The organism is Ciceribacter ferrooxidans (assembly GCF_004137355.1).
GTDB lineage: Bacteria > Pseudomonadota > Alphaproteobacteria > Rhizobiales > Rhizobiaceae > Allorhizobium > Allorhizobium ferrooxidans.
In genome coordinates this window covers 534,924-549,142 of record NZ_SDVB01000170.1, presented here as the reverse complement: position 1 = coordinate 549,142, position 14,219 = coordinate 534,924, and the positions used below count along the sequence as shown (strand labels likewise).

Sequence of the window (14,219 nt, the reverse complement as noted above, 5' to 3'; positions counted from 1 at the left end):
GCGCGCCGGCCGGAGAAGATTTTCGTTCCCATTCGGCCGGCCATGGGCTAAGGAGCGCGCCGTAACGCATACCGGTCGCAGCCTACCCGGTCAAAACAAGGACGAACAACATGAAAACCATCGTGGTCTGCTCCGGCGGACTGGACTCCGTTTCGCTCGCCCACCGGATCGCGGCGGAACACGAACTTCTGGCCCTCATTTCCTTCGACTACGGACAGCGCCACAAGAAGGAGCTGGACTATGCGGCCGACTGCGCCGCCCGGCTCGGCGTGCCGCACGAGATCATCGACATATCCGCTGTCGGACGGCATCTGAGCGGTTTTGCGCTGACCGACACCATCGACGTGCCGGACGGCCACTACGCCGAGGACACCATGAAGGTGACCGTCGTGCCGAACCGCAACGCCATCATGCTGGCGATCGCCTTCGGCGTCGCTGCGGCCCGCAACGCGGATGCCGTGGCGGTGGCCGTGCACGGCGGCGATCACTTCATCTATCCCGACTGTCGCCCGGGCTTCATCGACGCCTTCCAGGTGATGCAGGATGCGGCCCTCGACGGCTATGCCGCGGTGCGGCTCTTCGCCCCTTACGTCAACGCCTCGAAGGCGGACATCGTCGCGGACGGCGCGCGCCACGGCACGCCCTTCGAGCGGACCTGGTCCTGCTACAAGGGCGGCGAGCGCCACTGCGGCCGCTGCGGGACCTGCGTCGAGCGGCGCGAGGCCTTCCATCTCGCCGGCGTGAGCGACCCGACCGGCTACGAGGACCCGGATTTCTGGGCGGCGGCGACCGGTGCCTTCAGCGCCGAAGAGGTCCGCTGATGTACCGCATCACCAAGGAATTCCATTTCTCCGCGTCGCACCAGTTGAAGGGCCTGCCGGCGGATCATCAATGCGCGCGCCTGCACGGCCACAACTATGTGGTCGAGGTGGAGCTTTCGGCCGCCGAACTCGACGAGCACGGCTTCGTGCGCGACTATCACGAGCTGGCGCCGCTGAAGCGCTACATCGACGAGGCCTTCGACCACCGCCACCTGAACGACGTGCTCGGCCACGACAAGGTGACGGCCGAGTGCCTCGCCCGGCATTTCTACGACTGGTGCAAGGTGCGGCTGCCGGAAACCTCGGCGGTCAGGGTAAGCGAGACGCCGAAGACCTGGGCGGAATACCGGCCATGACGGAGACATCTTCCCTGACCGTCCTGGTGAGCGAGATCTTCGGGCCGACGATCCAGGGCGAGGGGGTGCTGATCGGCCTGCCGACCGTCTTCGTGCGCACCGGCGGCTGCGACTACCGTTGCAGCTGGTGCGACAGCCTGCATGCCGTCGAGAGCCGGTTTCGGCACGACTGGAAGCCGATGTCGACGGGGGACATCTGGAGCGAGGTCACGCGGCTTTCCGGCGGCGAGCCGCTCACCGTCTCGCTCTCCGGCGGCAATCCGGCGATCCAGCCGCTCGGCGACCTGATCGACCTGGGGCACAGCGAGGGCTACCGCTTCGCGCTCGAAACCCAGGGATCGCTGGCAAGGCCGTGGTTTGCCCGGCTCGACACGCTGGTGCTCAGTCCGAAACCGCCGTCGAGCGGCATGGCGTGCGATAGGACCATTCTCACCGATTGCGTGGAAGCGGCGGGCGACGGACCGCAGACAGTCCTGAAATTCGTGGTCTTCGACGTGGAGGACTTCGCCTTCGCCCGCGAGGTATCGGCACATTTCCCGGCGCTTCCCGTATACCTGCAGCCGGGCAACCATACGCCGCCGCCGGCCGACGGCGAGGGAAACGTTGATCTCGATGGCCTGACGGAGCGCATGCGCTGGCTGGTCGACGCGGTTGCCGGCGAGCGCTGGTTTGCCGCCCATGTCCTGCCGCAGCTTCACGTCATGCTCTGGGGAAACCGGCGGGGCGTCTGAGCGGCTCTTCCTTGCGCGGCGGTGAAGGGGGATGGGGCGCGGCGGCCCTTGACCCTTACGCCTCCGCCATTCTACTTCCTAGCCGGACGATCGCAGCGGAGCCCCGAGCATGACCCAGCACATTTCCGGCGTTACCCTGAAGCGACAGGCCTTTTTCGGGCTCGCGGCGCTTGCCGGCTTCATCCTGTTCCTGTTCCTGTTCCGCACCATCCTTCTGCCGTTCATCGTCGGCATGGCGCTCGCCTATTTCCTCGATCCCGTCGCCGACCGGCTGGAACGGCTCGGCCTCAACCGCTTCATGGCGACGACGGTCATTCTGGTCGCCTTCATCTTCGTCTTCGTGCTGGCGCTGATGATCATCATTCCGGTGCTCGCCACCCAGCTCAATGATTTCATCCAGCATGTTCCGGGCTATGTCAGCGAGTTGCAGAACTTCATCGCGACCTCCAACGCCCGCTGGCTGCCGGGATGGCTCGACGGCCAGATGGCGACGATCAAGGAGAATTTCTCCAAGCTGCTGACCGAGGGCGCCGGCTTTGTCGCCACGCTGGTGGCGCAGATCTGGAATTCCGGCAAGGCGCTCGTCGACATTGCCGCACTCCTGGTCGTGACCCCTGTCGTCGCCTTCTATCTCCTGCTCGACTGGGACCGGATGGTGGCGAAGGTAGACAGCTGGGTGCCACGCAACCAGGTCGGTGCGGTCCGCGAGATCGCCACCGAAATGGACAAGACGATCGCCGGCTTCGTGCGCGGGCAGGGATCGCTCTGCCTCATCCTCGGTATCTATTATGCCGTCGGCCTTTCGCTGATCGGCCTCAATTTCGGGCTGCTGATCGGCTTCTTCACCGGCATGATCAGCTTCATTCCCTATGTCGGCTCGACCGTCGGCCTGGTGCTGGCCGCCGGCGTCGCGCTGGTGCAGTTCTGGCCCGATTACGTCCATCTCGTCATCGTGGTGATCTTCTTCTTCTCCGGCCAGTTCCTCGAAGGCAACATCCTGCAGCCGAAACTCGTCGGCCAGAGCGTCGGGCTGCATCCGGTGTGGCTGATGTTCGCCCTCTTCGCCTTCGGCGCGCTCTTCGGTTTCGTCGGCGTGCTCGTCGCCGTGCCGGCGGCGGCGGCGATCGGCGTCCTTGTCCGCTTTGCCCTGGGGCGGTATCTTGAGAGCGATCTGTATTATGGACAGGCGCCCGGCCGCGGTGGCGAGCAGGAGCCCGGTGCTTCAGAGAAGTAAATGAGTGAAAACAAGAAGTTTGGGGCGAAGCTGAAAGTGGCGGAGCAGCTTCCGCTGGTGTTCGGCCATGCCGCTGCGACCGGCCGCGACGACCTGCTGGTCTCAGGCCGTCTGGAAGCGGCCGTCGCCATCATCGATTCCTGGCCGCATTGGCCGTCGCCCGTGGTGATCCTCGCCGGTCCCGCGGGGTCGGGGAAGTCGCATCTTGCCGAAATCTGGCGCGAGCAGAGCGGCGCCGTCGACATCCATCCGGTCACCGGTTCGCACGCGGCGCTCGCCGCGGCCGCAGGCCCGGTCCTCTTCGAGGATGCCGAGCGGCGCGGCTTCGACGAGGTCGAGCTTTTCCACGTGATCAACAGTGTGCGCGAGAACGGCACCAGCCTCTTGATGACGTCCCGCACCTGGCCCCTGTCCTGGGCCGTCGCGCTGCCCGACCTGCGCTCGCGGCTGAAGGCCGCCACCATGGTCGAAATCGGCGAGCCCGAGGAGGAACTCCTTGCGCAACTCATCGTCAAGCTCTTCGCCGACCGGCAGCTTGCGATCGACGACCGCATCGTCGGCTATATCGTGCAGCGGATGGAGCGGTCCTTCGCCGCCGCCCAGGACGTGGTCGATCGCATCGACCGGTTGGCGCTGGCGCGCCGGGCGAAGATTTCGCGGGCGCTAGTCGCGGAGGTCCTCGACGAGTTCCACGGCGACGACCATCACGATTGAGTTGTCACAGTGCCGTCTTGAAGCTGTTATAGTGGGCGCCAGAGGGCGAACAAAGGACGGAATCATGGATAACGTTGTAACCGAGGCGGAGACGGTCGGGGCAGAGGCGAGCGCCGAAACGGAAGACCTGATGACCAGTCCTTCGCGTTTCATCAACCGCGAATTCTCCTGGCTGCAGTTCAATCGCCGCGTTCTCGAAGAAACGCTGAACACCGCCCATCCGCTGCTCGAGCGCGTGCGCTTCCTGTCGATTTCCGCAACCAACCTCGACGAGTTCTTCATGGTGCGCGTCGCCGGCCTCGAAGGGCAGGTGCGCCAGGGCATCACCATCCGCAGCCCCGACGGCAAGACGCCGCTCGAACAGCTCGAGGAGATCCTGAAGGAGATCGATAATCTGCAGATGGAGCAGCAGGCCTCGCTCGCCGTGCTGCAGCAGTATCTCGCCAAGGAAGACATCCTCATCGTCCGTCCGGCCGCCCTTTCCGACGAGGATCGCCTCTGGCTGGAGACAGAATTCGAGGAATCGATCTTTCCGGTGCTGACGCCGCTTTCGATCGATCCGGCGCACCCGTTCCCCTTCATCCCCAATCTCGGCTTCTCGATGGGCCTGCAGCTCGAGCGCAAGCAGGGCCGCGAGCCGATGACCGCGCTCCTGCGCCTGCCGACCACGCTCGACCGCTTCATCCGGCTGCCGGACGACAGCAACACGCTTCGTTACATCACGCTGGAAGATGTCGTCGGCATGTTCATCGACCGGCTCTATCCCGGCTACGAGGTCATGGGCTTCGGCACGTTCCGGATCATCCGCGACAGCGATATCGAAGTCGAGGAAGAAGCCGAAGATCTCGTGCGCTACTTCGAGACGGCGCTGAAGCGCCGACGCCGCGGTTCGGTGATCCGCATCGAGACGGATTCGGAAATGCCCGCGGCGCTGCGCCAGTTCGTCGTCCATGAGCTCGGCGTGCCGGAGAACCGGGTGGCGATCCTGCCCGGCCTGCTGGCGCTCAACACGCTTTCCGAGATCGCCAAGGCGCCGCGTGACGACCTGCGCTTCGAACCCTACAATGCCCGTTTCCCCGAGCGCGTGCGCGAACACGCCGGCGATTGCCTGGCGGCGATCCGCGAGAAGGACATGGTGGTTCACCATCCTTACGAGTCCTTCGACGTCGTCGTGCAGTTCCTCCTGCAGGCGGCGCGCGATCCGGACGTGCTGGCGATCAAGCAAACGCTCTACCGTACCTCCAACGACAGCCCGATCGTCCGCGCCCTCATCGATGCGGCCGATGCCGGCAAGTCGGTGACGGCGCTGGTCGAACTCAAGGCGCGCTTCGACGAAGAGGCGAACATCCGCTGGGCGCGCGATCTCGAACGCGCCGGCGTGCAGGTCGTCTTCGGCTTCATCGAACTGAAGACGCACGCCAAGATGTCGATGGTGGTGCGCCGCGAAGAGGGCAAGCTCAGGACCTACTGCCACCTCGGCACCGGCAACTACCATCCGGTCACGGCGAAGATCTACACGGACCTTTCCTTCTTCACCTGCAACCCGAAGATCGCCCACGACATGGCGAACGTTTTCAACTTCATCACCGGCTATGGCGAGCCGGAGGAAAGCATGAAGCTGGCCGTCTCGCCCTATACGCTTCGCCCGCGTATCCTCAAGCATATCGCCGAGGAGATCGAGCATGCCCAAGCCGGTCGTCCGGCGGCGATCTGGATGAAGATGAACTCGCTCGTCGATCCGGAGATCATCGACGCCCTCTACCGCGCGAGCCGGGCGGGCGTGGAAATCGACCTTGTGGTGCGCGGCATCTGCTGCCTGCGTCCGCAGGTGCCGGGACTTTCGGACAATATCCGGGTGAAGTCGATCGTCAGCCGCTTCCTCGAGCACAGCCGCATCTTCTGCTTCGGCAACGGCTACGGCCTGCCGTCGGAAAAGGCGCTCGTCTATATCGGCTCCGCGGACATGATGCCGCGCAATCTCGACCGGCGCGTGGAAACGCTGGTTCCGCTGATAAATCCGACGGTTCACGAGCAGGTTCTTTCACAGATTATGCTCGGCAATCTGATTGACAACCAGCAGAGCTACGAGATACTGCCCGACGGTACCTCCCGCCGCATGGAAGTGCGCCCGGGAGAGGAACCGTTTAATGCGCAGCAGTATTTCATGACCAATCCCAGCCTTTCGGGCCGGGGCGAAGCGTTGAAATCGAGCGCGCCGAAGCTGATCGCCGGTCTCATCTCCGGCCGAAAGAAATAACTGGTACTTCATGACACGATCAGAAGCGCAGGGACGTTTACCCGGTATCGCCCCTGTCTCCGTCATCGACATCGGCTCGAACTCGATCCGCCTCGTCGTCTATGAAGGGCTTTCCAGGTCGCCTGCCATCCTGTTCAACGAAAAGGTTCTCTGCGGGCTCGGCAAGGGGCTCGCCTCGACCGGGCGCATGGACGAGGAGGGCGTGCGTCGCGCGCTCGCGGCACTCCGGCGTTTCCGTGCACTCTCCGAGCAGGCGCAGGCCACGTCCATGTATGTGCTGGCGACGGCTGCCGCGCGGGAGGCTGCCAACGGCCCGGATTTCATCCACGACGCCGAGGCGATCCTCGCTCACTCGATCGAGGTTCTGAGCGGCGAACAGGAGGCACTCTATTCGGCGCTCGGCGTCGTCAGCGGCTTCCATGATCCGGACGGCATCGCCGGCGACCTCGGCGGCGGATCGCTCGAGCTCATCGACATTCGCGGCCGCGAACTCGGCAAGGGCGTCACGCTGCCGCTCGGCGGTCTTCGTCTGTCCGAGACGGCAGAGGGCTCGATCGCCAAGGCTCGCACGATTGCCCGGCGGCTGATCCGGGAAACCACCATGCTTGAGAAGGGCGAGGGGCGCACCTTCTACGCGGTCGGCGGGACCTGGCGAAACGTCGCCAAGCTCCACATGGAGAAGCGCAACTATCCGCTCCACATGATGCAAGGCTACGAGCTGCCGCATGACGAGGTCGTCCGCTTCCTCGACGAGATCATCGCCAACGGCGACAGCCGCGATCCGGCCTGGCAGGCGATTTCCAAGAGCCGTCGTGCGCTTCTACCCTACGGCGCCATCGCCATGCGCGAGGTGCTCGACGCGATGAAGCCGGCGAAGGTCTCGTTTTCGGCACAGGGCGTGCGCGAAGGCTATCTCTATGCGCTGCTTTCGGAAGAAGACCGCGCGGCCGATCCGCTGCTCGCCGCCGCGGACGAACTGGCGATCCTGAGGGCCCGTTCGCCCGAACATGCCCGCGAACTCGCCGACTGGACCGGTCGGATGATGCCATTCTTCGACATCGACGAGACGGTGGAGGAAGGCCGCTACCGGCAGGCCGCCTGCCTGCTTGCCGATATCAGCTGGCGCGCGCATCCGGATTACCGCGGCCTGCAGGCGCTGAACATCATCGCGCATTCGTCCTTCATCGGGATCACCCATCCCGGCCGTGCCTTCATCGCGCTCACCAACTACTACCGCTTCGAGGGTCTCAACGACGACGGCCAGACGGGGCCGCTCGCCGCGATCGCGACCGAGCGTCTCCTGCAGCGGGCGAAGCTCGTCGGCGGTCTGCTGCGGGTCGTCTATCTTTTCTCCGCCTCGATGCCGGGCGTGGTCGACAATCTCACCTTCGCGCGATCGTCGAAGCCGGACCTTGACCTCGAATTTGTCGTGCCGCCGCAGTATCGCGGCTTTGCCGGCGAGCGGCTCGAAGGACGCCTTCAGCAGCTCGCGCGGCTGACCGGCAAGCGCCTCGCCTTCCGTTTCGAGTAACGGGCGAGACATCGTCGGCCCCGTAGCTGAAGGGGAAGGGTTGCTCGGCTTTTAGGCGATCCGTTATTCTTGCCGTAACCCTGTATCTTTCCTCGAAAATGCGCCCAGTTTCGGCCGTTGTGTCGGGCGTCTCGCGGCGTAGTCTGCGGCCATCGGACACAACGAGGTATTTATCGTGTCGACCTACAGCATCAGTTTCAACAACACCGCCGGCTCGTCCGGCATCACGATCTATCAGAAAGCGCCGAAGACGGGCGATCAGTCCAGCGTCGCCTGGCAGACGAAGTCGCCGGTCGAAAGCCCGAAAACCCAGGTTGACTGGACTGTGGAGTACACGGCCGGTCCGTCGGCAGCACCGGGCGCATCGGGTGCGGCTCTCTACGATCCGAACGGAACACCCCAGTCGCTGGAGACCGGATCGACTTTCGTCATGAAGCTCTGATCCGCGAACTGTCGCGCTTAGACGGGCCGGTGCGGGATCACGCGCCGGCCCTTTCGATTCCTGCCGCGGTTTTAAACTGTCGGCTCACGCACCGTCTTCATCCTGCGGGAGATGGAAGCCGTCGCCCCAGTCGGCCCGCCGCGCCTCGCGGAAGAGGTCGCCGTCCCGCCGGCTGACGGTGAGTTCGCCGATGCCGCCGTCGGAACGGCAGAGCTTCAAGCGGACGAGCCCGCTTGCAACGCGCGGCGGCGCAAGAACCCGCGCGGGAGGCGGCTCGGCCGGCATCCGCGAAGCGGCGATGAAGATGTATTTCTCGTCTTCCCAGGGCACATCCGCCTGCTTGGCGAGGCGATGAAGACGCGAGCGCGCCACGCGGCGGGAAAAGTGGCACCAGTCGGTACCCGCGATCGCGCAGGGCGCGGCGTGCGGGCAGGGCGCAACCACATGAGCGCCGGCCTTGATCAGCGTGTCGCGGACGATCTGGATACGCCGCCAGCCGGCGGGCGTGCCGGGCTCGACGATGACGAGTGTCTGGCCGGTGAGCGCCCAGAGCTTGCCCGTGACGTCCGCAATGGCCCCTTCGGCGATCTCGTCGAGCACATAGGCAAGCGTCACGAGGTCCGCCGGAGCCTTGACGGGAAGCGCGCCCGTGACATCGCCGGCAAGCCATGTCGAGGCGACGGTCGAGGATCTTGCGAGCGCCTCGCCGACAGTGCGGATCGATGCACTCGCCTCAACGATCGTCGCCTGACGGAGCTCCGGCCAGCAGTCGGCAGCCGCCCAGAGCGCGGTGCCGGGGCCGGCGCCGACGTCGAGCAGCGTTTGCGGCGCGAAGGTGGGCGAGGCCTCGGCCACCATGTCGAGCGCGGCGCGGACGGCGGCAAACGTTGCCGGCAGGCGGGTGGCGAGATAGGCCTTGGCCGCGAGCGTCCCGTCGATATGGAAACGCCCGTCGCGGATTTCGCGGCGGTAGCGGTCGGAAAGCGTCTGGCTGGCGCGGGTCAGGCGGTCGAGCGCTTCGCCTTCGAGGGCGTCGTCGACGGCGCGGCGCAGGGCGGCGGGCAGTTCCATGGTGTCTTCAGCGCCAGTTCAGCCTCAGAACTCCACCGCTTCGACGCGCTTGTCGACGAAGCGCAGGCCGACGCCGCCGGAGATGAGCTTCAGGGCGAGATCGCCGAAGAGTTCGCGGCGCCAGCCGTGCATCGCCCCGACATCGGCCTTGTCGCCCTCGGCGGCGATCCGTTCCAGGTCCTCGGTATTGGCGATGACCTTCGCCGCGACGCCGTGCTTCTCCGAGGTGAGGCGCAGGAGTACCTTCAGAAGCTCGACCGAGGCGGCTGCCCCGTCGGGCGCCTGGACGTGACGATGCACATGCGGCATCTCCGCCTTCGGCAGCGCGAGCGCCTCGTTGACCGCTTCGATGATAGCAGCGCCCGCATTCGAGCGTTCCCAGCCCTTCGAGATGGTGCGCAAGCGGCCGAGCGCCTCGGCATCCTTAGGCTGCTGCTGGGCGATCTCGTAGATCGCGTCGTCCTTCAGCACGCGGGAGCGCGGGACGTTGCGGTTGCGGGCCTCGCGCTCGCGCCAGGCGGCGACATACTTGATCACGGCGAGTTCCTGCGGCTTTCGGAGCCGCATCTTCAGCCGTTGCCAGGCATCATCCGGGTGCAGGTCGTAGGTTTCGCGCGACTCGAGGATGTTCATTTCCTCTGTGAGCCAGTCCGCGCGGCCCTCCCGTTCGAGCTCCTCCCTGAGCCTCAGGTAGACGTCGCGCAGGTGCGTGACGTCGGCGAGCGCGTATTCCAGCTGCTTGTCGGACAGCGGCCGGCGGCTCCAGTCGGTGAAGCGCGAGGTCTTGTCGATGTGGACGTTCTTCACCTTCTGCACGAGCTGGTCGTAGGAGACCGAATCCCCGAAGCCGCAGACCATCGCCGCAACCTGCGTGTCGAAGATCGGATGCGGGATCAGGTTGCCGAGGTGGAAGATGATCTCGATGTCCTGCCGGGCGGCGTGGAACACCTTGACGACGGAGCTGTCGGCCATCAGCGCGAAGAAGGGAGCGAGATCGATACCCTTGGCGAGCGGATCGACGATTACTTCGAGGTCCGGGCTCGCCATCTGGATCAGACAGAGTTCCGGCCAGAACGTGGATTCACGCAGGAATTCGGTGTCGATGGTGATGAAGTCGGACTTGGCGAGCTTTGTGCAGGCTTCCTCGAGGGCAGCGGTCGTTTCGATCATGTCGTCTCGGTCTTGATGGAATTTGCGATCCACCTTCCTTCCGCGTTCGCCCCGCGATGTCAATATGAACGGCCGGTTCCGGCCGCCGCGGGGGCATTTCCGGGCGAAGTGACGCGGCAAAGCGACAGAAGAGGGTCAGCGCCTAGCCTCGCGCAGGGCCGCGACGTTCTCGCGGTGCACCTCTTCGTAAGGAGCGAAATAGCCGATCCAGCCCTTCTCGATCTCGGGCGCGACGAAGACGGAGAGGGGCTCGCTATCGATCGCCGGGTCGTCGAGGCGGGAAAGCAGGCGTTCGAGATAGGCCTTGGTGGCCGAGATGAGGCTCGCCTCGTAACCTCCGGCGGCGATCACCGCCTCGGCGCCGTGGTTCGGCAGGATGCGGCGGAAGGGTAGGGCTGCCAGCCGGTCGAGCTCGGCGATGTGGGTGCGTGTGTGCTCGGGTTCGGAAATGTAGGTGATGGTGTCCTCCAGCGTGTCGCCGGCAAGCAGCACGCCGAGATCGGGAATGAGGATCACGGTGCCGTCGGCGCTGTGGATGTCGAAACGCATCAGCCGCAGTTCGAGCCCCGCAAGGTCGAGCACCAGTTCGTCCTCGAAAAGGCGGGTCGGAAGAATGAGCGGCGAGATCGGCGGGGTCTTCGCGGCGAGCATCTCGCGGTTTGCCAGCATCGCCTCGTGTGTCAGCCGGTTGGCGATGATCTCGCAATCGGAAAAGACCGCATTGCCGGCGATGTGATCGGTATGCCAGTGGCTGAGCACGACGCGGATCGTCTCGACACCGAGGCCCAGGAGATGCGCGCGGATCGCGCGGGCATGGTCGAGCGAGATATGGGTGTCGTAGACGATCGCCTCATTGCCGGAGACGATCGCGAAGCTGGCGACGCCCAGCGAATAGGCCCCGTCGTCGACCCAGTTGGGCTCCTTCGACCAGAGCCGCACGCCTTCGATCCGGCCGTCGTAATAGGCGTAGAGGCCGCGATAGGGTTCGTGGACGCGCAGGGTGTCGGTGAGCGACGGCATGGAACGTCTCCGGTCGGGCAACGCGGGAAGACCCGCTATACCACCCGCACGAAACTCGTCATACCCGTCTTCTGGTGCTCGATGATGTGGCAGTGTAGCACCCAGTCGCCCGGATTGTCGGCGACGACGGCGAACTGCACCTTCTCGTCGGGAAGCACGAGATAGGTGTCGGAGACGAGCGGCAGCACCGCCCGCGTCGACGAGGAGATCACCTTGAAGTTCATCCCGTGCAGATGGATCGGGTGTGCATGCGGCGTGACGTTTTCGAGATTGAAGACATAGGTCTTTCCGAGCTTCATCTCCGCAAGCGGCGCCATCGGATCGGCGCTGTCGCCGGGATAGGGCACCTTGTTGATCGCCCAGAAGGAATAGCCGAGCGAACCGCAGATCGAATCCTTCGCCGCCTGTTCGGCGGTGGCGCTGAGGATCAGCGGCACCTCGGTCGCTGCCGAAAGATCGGGTTCGGGCTGCGGATTGGCGGCGAGCGGCGGCACGTCGCCGAGGCTCCGCTTCAGCGAGGCGCCGACGGCCCTGAGCCGTGCGACCGTCTTCGGCGTCGATGGCCGGACGTCCTCGATCGTGACCGTCGCGCCTTCGTCGTCGGGCATGCGCAGGACGAGATCGAGGCGCTGGCCGGGCGAGACGACCGCCATGTCGAGCGGCATGATCGAAGGCGCCGGCTGGCCGTCGATCGCGACGATCACCGCCTCTGCACCTGTGAGTTTCAGGTTGAAGATGCGCGTGACGTCGGAGGCGAGGAGACGAAGCCGGACGAGACCGCCGGCCGGCGCGTCGTAGCTCGGCTCTACCTGCCAGTTGGCGGTGCGGACCGTGCCGAAGGTGCCGGCCTTGGCCGCGTCGCGCGCCTTGAACTGCTCGATGAACTGCGAATTGCCGCCGAGCCGCCAGTCGCGCAGGTTGAGCGCGATCTCACCGTCGAACACGGGGTCGCCCAGGTCCTCGACGATGAGCATGCCGGCGAGCCCGCGGCCGATCTGCGTCAGCGTGTTGCAGTGGGGGTGGTACCAGAAGGTGCCGGCATCCGGCGGCGTGAAGGTGTAGTCGAAGCCGTCGCCGGGATAGACGTAAGGCTGGGTCAGGAAAGGAACGCCGTCCATCGCGTTTGCGATCCGCAGGCCGTGCCAGTGGACGGTCGTCGGCTCCTGTAGCCGGTTCTCGAAACGCGCGGAGAACGGTTCGCCGCGCCGCGCCCTGATGACCGGCGGCGCCACGTCCGCCGGCGAGGTGGACGTCCGGTAGCTCATCACCCCCTTGCTCGGCGCCTTGCCGTCGATCATCGCCGCCAGTTCGTAGGCTTCGAGAAGCAGCGGGTCGGCCGTCGCACCGGCGAGCGCGCGGGTGATGCCGGGTGCAAGCGCGACACCCGAGGCATAGGCGCCGCCGACGGCGGCGGCCTTGAGGAGATTGCGGCGGGTCAGCGGAAGCATTCGGGATACCGTGCGGATGAAGATGTCTCCCTTTTAAAGTTGAGAGCAAAATTCATCAATACAGCTTCGATCGCCAGACTGCCGCAGTCAGTCCTGTCTTTCCGACGGCGGCGCCGCGAGCTTGCTGAAGAAGGTCGAGGTGCGCAGGAGGTTGCGGAAGCGCGGCCGCCGCGCGGTGGCCGGTACCCCTTCGCGGACGCTCATCCGAAGCAGCGTGTAGACCATGAAGATGCCGAGCACGACGGTCGTGTAGATGAAGAGTGCCTGCGGCCCGAAGTAGTCGAGCATGAAGGACGCGAAGAGCGGCCCGACAACGGCGCCGGCCGACCAGAAGAACAGGGTGCCGGCGGAGACGAGCGCGTGCTGGCCGGGCGCCGCGTGGTCGTTGGCATGCGCCGAGCAGAGCGAATAGAGCGGCATCGCGAAGGCACCGAAGATGAAGATGCCGACATAGTTCAGCAACTCGTTCGATCCGGCGACGAAAGTGATGAAGAGCCCCGCCGCGAAGGCGCCGAAGGTGGCGATCAGGATGATCCGCCGCCGGTCGAGCTTGTCGGAATAGTGGCCGAGCGGGTATTGCAGCACGACGCCCGCGAAGATGCCGACGCTCATGAAGGTTGCGATCGACGTCACGGAAAAGCCGATGCCGTCGGCATAGACCGGCCCGAGCGAGCGGAAGGTCGAATTGGTGAGCCCGACGACGATGCAGCCGACGGTCGCGAGCGGCGAGACCTTCCAGAGCAGTTTCAGGTCGAAGCGCACCGCCTCTGGCGGTTCGGGGCTCGATCGGTCGGCAAACGAGATCGGCACGAGCGAAAGCGTGAGCGCCATCGAGACGATCGCGAAGAGCTCGAAGCCGCTGATACCGACAGCCGGGATCAGGTATTGCGCGAACGTCACGGAGCCGAGGTCGACGAAACGGTAGACGGAAAGCGTGCGGGCACGCGTAGCATTGGTGACGCGGGCGTTGAGCCAGCTTTCCACGACGGCGAAGAGGCCGGCGAAGCAGAGGCCCTGCAGGAGCCGCATCGCGAACCATGAGGCCGGATGGATTGCGAGCAGCATCGAGATCGAGGCGGCGGAAGCGATCGCCGCGAGCGCCGAGAAGGTGCGGATATGGCCGATCGCCCGGATGATGCGGGTGACGTAGATGCAGCCGATGGCGAAGCCGATGTTGTAGCCGGTGCCGATCACCCCGATGGTGGAGGTTGAAAAGCCCTCCTGGAGCGCTCTCAGCGAAATGAACGTCCCCTGCAGGCCGTTGCCCCCGATCAGGATGCCGGCGGTGATGAGCAGGGGGATGAGCGGGCGGATGTCGTTCATGAGGGCCTGAGCGGATTGGCGGTGCCGTCTTTGAGTCGCTGCCGAGACAGGATGCCATATCTAGACCAGCCGCTTCTGCCGTTATAGCCGAAATAGCGACC

Annotated in this window: 13 protein-coding genes; 8 read left to right on the top strand and 5 right to left on the bottom strand. The window is 65.2% G+C overall.

Annotated features, from left to right (window positions below; all coding sequences use genetic code 11):
• Positions 1 to 110: 110 nt before the first annotated feature.
• The 8 genes from queC (at position 111) to EUU22_RS07080 (ending at position 8,086) form a co-directional block, all read left to right on the top strand.
• Positions 111 to 821 (top strand): 7-cyano-7-deazaguanine synthase QueC, encoded by a 711-nt coding sequence (gene queC / locus EUU22_RS07115; RefSeq protein ID WP_129331310.1) that lies wholly within the window; start codon positions 111 to 113, stop codon positions 819 to 821.
• The gene (gene queD, locus EUU22_RS25805; protein ID WP_129331309.1) at positions 821 to 1,177 is read left to right on the top strand and encodes a 6-carboxytetrahydropterin synthase QueD; all 357 of its coding nucleotides are present in this window, start codon (positions 821 to 823) and stop codon (positions 1,175 to 1,177) included. The genes queC and queD overlap by 1 nt, the downstream gene beginning before the upstream one ends.
• Positions 1,174 to 1,908 carry a 7-carboxy-7-deazaguanine synthase QueE gene (queE, locus tag EUU22_RS07105; protein ID WP_129331308.1) on the top strand — a complete coding sequence of 245 codons (735 nt, stop codon included), beginning with the start codon at positions 1,174 to 1,176 and terminating at the stop codon, positions 1,906 to 1,908. Before queD ends, queE begins: the two co-directional genes overlap by 4 nt.
• A 109-nt stretch (positions 1,909 to 2,017) precedes the next feature.
• A complete protein-coding gene (locus tag EUU22_RS07100) occupies positions 2,018 to 3,142 on the top strand; it encodes an AI-2E family transporter (protein ID WP_129331307.1) in 1,125 nt (374 codons plus the stop codon).
• Positions 3,143 to 3,856 (top strand): DnaA regulatory inactivator HdaA, encoded by a 714-nt coding sequence (hdaA, locus tag EUU22_RS07095; RefSeq protein WP_129331306.1) that lies wholly within the window; start codon positions 3,143 to 3,145, stop codon positions 3,854 to 3,856.
• A 64-nt stretch (positions 3,857 to 3,920) separates the two neighbouring features.
• The gene (locus EUU22_RS07090; protein ID WP_129331305.1) at positions 3,921 to 6,113 is read left to right on the top strand and encodes an RNA degradosome polyphosphate kinase; all 2,193 of its coding nucleotides are present in this window, start codon (positions 3,921 to 3,923) and stop codon (positions 6,111 to 6,113) included.
• Between the two features lie 10 nt (positions 6,114 to 6,123).
• A complete protein-coding gene (gene ppx, locus EUU22_RS07085; RefSeq protein WP_129331304.1) occupies positions 6,124 to 7,644 on the top strand; it encodes an exopolyphosphatase in 1,521 nt (506 codons plus the stop codon).
• A gap of 175 nt (positions 7,645 to 7,819) precedes the next feature.
• Positions 7,820 to 8,086 carry a hypothetical protein gene (locus EUU22_RS07080; RefSeq protein ID WP_129331303.1) on the top strand — a complete coding sequence of 89 codons (267 nt, stop codon included), beginning with the start codon at positions 7,820 to 7,822 and terminating at the stop codon, positions 8,084 to 8,086.
• Positions 8,087 to 8,170: 84 nt separating this feature from the next.
• On the opposite strand, the gene EUU22_RS07075 is transcribed toward EUU22_RS07080, so the two are convergent.
• The 5 genes from EUU22_RS07075 to EUU22_RS07055 form a co-directional block, all read right to left on the bottom strand.
• Entirely contained in the window at positions 8,171 to 9,157 is a 987-nt protein-coding gene (locus tag EUU22_RS07075; protein ID WP_129331302.1) for a small ribosomal subunit Rsm22 family protein, read from the bottom strand.
• Between the two features lie 24 nt (positions 9,158 to 9,181).
• The gene (gene rnd, locus EUU22_RS07070; RefSeq protein ID WP_129331301.1) at positions 9,182 to 10,327 is read right to left on the bottom strand and encodes a ribonuclease D; all 1,146 of its coding nucleotides are present in this window, start codon (positions 10,325 to 10,327) and stop codon (positions 9,182 to 9,184) included.
• A gap of 135 nt (positions 10,328 to 10,462) precedes the next feature.
• Positions 10,463 to 11,347, bottom strand: coding sequence for an MBL fold metallo-hydrolase (locus tag EUU22_RS07065; protein ID WP_129331300.1), 885 nt, complete (start codon positions 11,345 to 11,347; stop codon positions 10,463 to 10,465).
• A gap of 35 nt (positions 11,348 to 11,382) precedes the next feature.
• Complete coding sequence (locus tag EUU22_RS07060; protein ID WP_129331299.1) at positions 11,383 to 12,795, bottom strand: multicopper oxidase family protein; 1,413 nt, start codon at positions 12,793 to 12,795, stop codon at positions 11,383 to 11,385.
• 87 nt (positions 12,796 to 12,882) lie between these two features.
• Positions 12,883 to 14,118, bottom strand: coding sequence for an MFS transporter (locus tag EUU22_RS07055; RefSeq protein WP_129331298.1), 1,236 nt, complete (start codon positions 14,116 to 14,118; stop codon positions 12,883 to 12,885).
• Positions 14,119 to 14,219 lie beyond the last annotated feature (101 nt).